At 58.0% G+C, this 5,062-nt stretch carries 4 protein-coding genes; 1 reads left to right on the forward strand and 3 read right to left on the reverse strand.

Annotation, left to right across the window (positions count from 1 at the left end; genetic code table 11):
* Positions 1 to 35 precede the first annotated feature (35 nt).
* On the forward strand, positions 36 to 509 hold the full coding sequence (gene fabZ / locus K1Y02_25220) for a 3-hydroxyacyl-ACP dehydratase FabZ (GenBank protein MBX7259682.1): 474 nt from the start codon (positions 36 to 38) through the stop codon (positions 507 to 509).
* A 355-nt stretch (positions 510 to 864) separates the two neighbouring features.
* On the opposite strand, the gene K1Y02_25225 is transcribed toward fabZ, so the two are convergent.
* From K1Y02_25225 to K1Y02_25235, 3 genes are all read right to left on the reverse strand, one after another.
* Positions 865 to 1,977 carry a hypothetical protein gene (locus K1Y02_25225; GenBank protein ID MBX7259683.1) on the reverse strand — a complete coding sequence of 371 codons (1,113 nt, stop codon included), beginning with the start codon at positions 1,975 to 1,977 and terminating at the stop codon, positions 865 to 867.
* A gap of 183 nt (positions 1,978 to 2,160) precedes the next feature.
* Entirely contained in the window at positions 2,161 to 2,892 is a 732-nt protein-coding gene (locus K1Y02_25230; GenBank protein ID MBX7259684.1) for a TetR/AcrR family transcriptional regulator, read from the reverse strand.
* A 355-nt stretch (positions 2,893 to 3,247) separates the two neighbouring features.
* Positions 3,248 to 4,939, reverse strand: coding sequence for a VWA domain-containing protein (locus K1Y02_25235; protein ID MBX7259685.1), 1,692 nt, complete (start codon positions 4,937 to 4,939; stop codon positions 3,248 to 3,250).
* Between the last annotated feature and the right edge of the window lie 123 nt (positions 4,940 to 5,062).

Below are 5,062 nucleotides of genomic sequence, written 5' to 3' on the forward strand. Positions count from 1 at the left end.
CGCTGTCGAAGCTGCCCACCGCTATCGACGTCAATATGATTATGAAGGTGCTGCCGCACCGTTTTCCGTTCCTGCTCGTCGACCGCATCGTTTCCTACGTGCCATATGAGCGGGTGGTCGGCATCAAGAATGTGTCTGTGAACGAGCCGTTTTTCCAGGGGCATTGGCCGTCGATGCCCGTGATGCCGGGCGTATTGATCATCGAGAGCATGGCGCAGGCCAGTTCAGTTCTGATGTTCCATAACACGGAATCCGCACCTACGAAGGTGGCCATTTTCCTGGGAATCGACCGTGCGAAGTTCCGGAGGGCGGTTGTGCCCGGCGATCAGCTTCTGCTCGAAGCGGAAATGGTGCACATGCGCAAGAACGCGTGTAAAGTGCATGCGAAGGCGCGCGTCGATGACTCTATCGTGTGCGAGGCGGACATGCTCTTCGGGCTGGTGGATGCTCCGCGCGGCGAAAACGGGGACATGATTCCCGGCGTGAAGGTCGGCGGCGGCTACTACTAGGCCGAATCTACATCGAAGTCTTTACAAGCAGCGCTCGGCGGTTCCGCCGGGCGTTGTTGTTTTTGGTGGGGACGGTTATACGGCCAGACTGGCATAAGATACAGTGACGATCAGTGAAGCACGCTGCGTTTGAATAGGTGGGCCATTTTGAGTGGGCTCGGTCTTTTCGTGTCGTTCGTAAGAAACGGCCGGATTTAAGCCAGATCCCTCGCTTTGCTCGGGATGACAGTCTGGCTTCCACACAACAGGGATCTCTTTTTGCCGTGTTTCTTAGGAGCGACAGCGAAGGATTTGGCATCAGACTCACCACGCAAGGAGACGAAGGCAGCAGAGATGCAAGTAAACGTGAACCGCGCTAGTGTTTTCTTAGCCGTACTGCGCGTCTGCGTCGCGCTGCCGCGGAGCCTATAGTGCCCGTTGCCTCGTCCGGGGCTTCCAGTTCGCCAGTCATTGAGTCTTCAAAGGGAGCAGGCTCGTTGCTTGGCAGCGCGCTGCCTTCCGAAAACACCGTAACCGGGCTCTTTGCGCCGCTTGGGAGGATGATCTCCGGGCCGGACTGAAGCGGTGTCGCGGACCAGGTCGCAACGGACTTCTTCTTCGACTTGTTGGGAACCAAGCTGTAACCGATGATATCGCCCAGGTCCAGGAAGAAGGCAATCAACAGAAAGAAGACTTCCTTAATACCGATCTCACTGAAGTGCGAGAACTTCTTGAAGACCGCGAATAAGTGATTCTCAAGGCGGACCGGGGGAGGAAGAGCGACACCCGAGGCCGCGCTCAGGTCTTTCAATACCACTCGAAGCTTATCCTGCAACGCGAAGATGTCGTCTATGGTCGCGGGGACGGATTCCGCCAGCAGCCGGTCGGCTTCCTTCTTTATGAGCAATGCCTCTTCGACGCTCTTGAGGTCGACCTCCGATTCCTTCCGCTTGAGCGTCAGTGCATAGTCTTCTTTGCGCGCCTCGTTGCCGTAGCCCGCCGGCTTCTTTCGCAGGCCCTCGATTTCCGCCTGGAGTTCGCCCTCTTGCTTCGCGACCACTCGCAGTGCGCTGTCCTTTCGATCCAGCAGCTCTGCCTGCGACTTGCTCAGGAATTCCTCATAGGGCCTGCGCATCTCCGCGTCCGAGTAGCGCAGGTAGAAGTCGCGGTCCGCGACGCGGTACAGGACGTCCAGGTTGAACGAAATGGAGATGAAGCCGATCACGGTTAGACCGATGATGCCCAAGGCATTCAGTCTCTTCGAGTCGTCGATAATGGCCATTTTCAATGCGAACAGCATGAGCCCGATGGCTACAGCCAGCATCAGCGCGATAATGGAGCAGTCGTAGGTCGTGCCGTTGGGAAGGGGGACGGGGATCGTGGGTTTGGGCAGTATCGATTCCGAAACGCTTACGTAGGTCGTCCATATAGAGACGACCGTCAACATGACCATCGCGATGTAGATGATGAAGAGAGGTACCTTCTTCACCGCAGCCTCCCGTCCGCTTCGATGCGGCGCGTTGGAATGAATATGGGGCGTCCCGGTATGAGATATAAGGTTCCGCAACCGCCGGCGAACGCCACCCACTTGACACTGTTATACACTTCTTCGGCAAGAAGTTCCATGAGGCGGGTCCGGGAGAGGGGAAAGGGCGCCTCAGGCGCGAGCCAATCAGTCGATTTCACCAATCTGGAAGGTGGCGTCAGGCCCGAGAGTGCCAGTTTCGCGGTCGGTTTGCACGTCGATGGGAGTGGAGACGGGAAGCGAGGGCTGGGGGGGAGACTCCGGAAGTGGGCCGGCGGTAGGCTGGCCCTTGGCGAGAAGCCCCCGAAAAGCCGAGGCTACGAGTTCGGCGGCGCGGCGGCTCAGGCTGGACAACTCCGAGGGAGACTGGGAGGCGGCGTCGGCGGCAGACATCAGGGCGACCCCGAGGAGCATGTTCAGGCAGAGGTCTACGTCCGCATACTTGAACTCGCCTTCGGCCCGGCCTGCAGCCTGGATTCTCATCAAAACCTCGCGGAGTGGCCGGGTGGAGGCCCGCATCGGAGACCGGGTGTGTTCGTGACCGATGGGGGCGGTCGATTCTCGTAGGAGAATTCGGGAGAACTCGGGTTGTTCAGCCACAAGGAATTGGACAGTCTCTTCGATGAATCGATTGAGCCGGACCCAGGGCGGGTCTATCGGTTCTGCGAGGACGCGGACGCGGTCGAGGAGAGCGGTTGCACGGCGGGAAACCACCTCCTGGAAGACACCTTCCTTGGATTTGAAGTAGTACGCAATGAGTGCAAGGTTGGCACCGGCGCGATCGGCGATGGCCCGTGTGGAGGTGCCTTCATAGCCGTGCAGCGCGAATAGGGTCTCGGCTGCGTTGAGAATAGAGTCTTTTCGATCGCGTTTTGCCATGGTGTAGAGTTTTTAATCGCTTGATAGATGGAATTGTATCAATTGATTAATGAAAATTCAAGAGGTTTGTGCGGGTTTAATTTGTGTAGTAGGGTGTAATGATAAAATATATATCATTCGATTGATTAATTTTATAACAACTAGAAAGTCTTGGGGCGAAGACGGCTGGGACCGATGGGACCGATGAGACCGATGGGACCCATGAGACCGATGTGACCGATGAGACTGATGGGACCGATGGGACTGATGGGACCGATGGGACGGCTGGGCGGAGGAGCCTCGTTTAATGGGGGCAAGCGGCAGACCGAAGGGGGAGAGTCTGCCGCTTGCAGGTCGGAGCGGATGGGTTGAGCGGCTATTGGGCCTTGGGGAGGTCCGCGTCCGATTGCCGGTAGAGCGATTGGGTCTTTTTGAGAAGGCTGAGGAATTCGGAGCGATACCCTTCCTCATCTTGACCCAATGCGCTGGTGGCGAGTTCGAATGCCGCATCGTAGGAGCTTGCGGCCTTGTGGGGCGAGTGACGGAGGAGCATGCCCCATTCGGCGACGGCGGCGGCGAAGCGCAGGTCGGGGGAAGTCTCGGCGATGGGCTTACCTTCGCCCGCTATGGGGAATTCAAGTAGCTGGCTGGTGTCGCCGTCGGGTTGCTTGTACCTGATTTTAAGGGTGAAAAGCTCTCGGCTGGCGTTCGCCGAGGCGACCGGGCGCGTGGACTGATATTTCAGCGGGTCGACTTGGGTGGATGGGAGTCTGACGCCCACGGGGACCAGTTCGTAGAGGGCCGTGACGGTGTGGCCTGCGCCGATCTCGCCTGCATCCTTGGTGTCGTCGTTGAAGTCTTCCTTATTAAGCAGGCGGTTCTCGTATCCGATGAGACGGTACGCGCTGACTTGGGCGGGGTTGAACTCGATTTGCAGCTTGACGTCTTTGGCGACGGTCATGAGCGTGCCGGAAAGCTGTTCGACGAGGGCTTTGCGGGCTTCGTTGAAGGTGTCGATATAGGCGTAGTTACCGTTGCCTTTGTCGGCGAGTTTCTCCAGCGTGGAGTCCTTGTAGTTGCCCATGCCGTAGCCGAGTACGCTTAAGAAGATTTCGCTTTTGGCCTTCTCCTCAATCAGGGTGACGAGTTGGCTTTGGTCCGTGATACCCACGTTGAAATCGCCGTCGGTGGCAAGGATTACGCGATTGATCCCATTTTTGAGGAAAGACTCTTGCGCGATTGCGTAGGCGAGCTGGATGCCCTCGCCACCGTTGGTTGAGCCGCCTGCGTCGAGCTGTTCAATTGCGCGGCGGATGGCCGCGCGTTCCGTGCCCGGCGTTGAGTTCAGGACCAGACCCGAGGCACCTGCGTAGACAGCAATGGCTACTCGGTCCTCATCTTTCATACGGTCGACCAAGAGAGCCATTGAACGCTTTACGAGAGGAAGTTTGTTTTCAGGGCGCATGGAGCCGGATACGTCGATAAGAAACACGAGGTTCGCGGGAGGACGCTGCTTTGAGGTGACTTCCTTGGCTTTGATACCGACGCGCGCCAAGCGGTGAGTGGGTTCCCAGGGGCACTGCGCGAGTTCGATGTTTGCGGCAAAAGGCTTGCCGTCAGTGGGACCGGCGTAAGTGTAAGGGAAATAGTTGATCAATTCTTCAATGCGCACAGCGTCTTCGGGCGGCAGTTGGCCGTCGTTGAGGAAGCGGCGCACGACCGCGTACGAGGCGGTGTCGACGTCGATCGAAAAGGTTGAGAGCGGGTTCTGGTCGACAGCAAGGAAGCTGTTATCGGTGATGCGGTCGTAGCTTTCGGTGTTATTCGGGGGTTGAGCAACTACGAAGCGATGGTAATCGGACTTCTTAACCTCCAGTCCAATGGGCGGCGCCATTCTGGCCGCCACCGAAGGTTGCGGCGGTGGCGGCGGAGGTGGCGGTGGAGGAGGTGAAGGAAGGACCTCGGCGGAAGTCAGGTCCGGGCTGACGGGCGCCTCTTTATGTCTAGTGGCGCATCCGATCACCACGATGCAGAGGAACAGAATCAGGCCGATGCGGAAAGCGCGCATGGCAGGGATCTCCTGTGAAATTATTGAGCTAGGGAGCTACTACCGAACACAACCTACACAATGAATCCCTGGTGAGGGGAAAGAGTTGCAGGCTGGGGCCGATGGGTGCGATGGGGCAGATGG

The organism is Candidatus Hydrogenedentota bacterium (genome assembly GCA_019695095.1).
In the GTDB taxonomy this organism is placed as follows: Bacteria; Hydrogenedentota; Hydrogenedentia; order Hydrogenedentales; family SLHB01; genus JAIBAQ01.

Coding starts and splice junctions, on each gene's coding strand:
- K1Y02_25230 (MBX7259684.1), bottom strand. CDS start 2,892: ATGGCAAAACGCGATCGAAAAGACTCTATTCTCAACGCAGCCGAGACC.
- fabZ (MBX7259682.1), top strand. CDS start 36: ATGATTATGAAGGTGCTGCCGCACCGTTTTCCGTTCCTGCTCGTCGAC.
- K1Y02_25235 (MBX7259685.1), bottom strand. CDS start 4,939: ATGCGCGCTTTCCGCATCGGCCTGATTCTGTTCCTCTGCATCGTGGTG.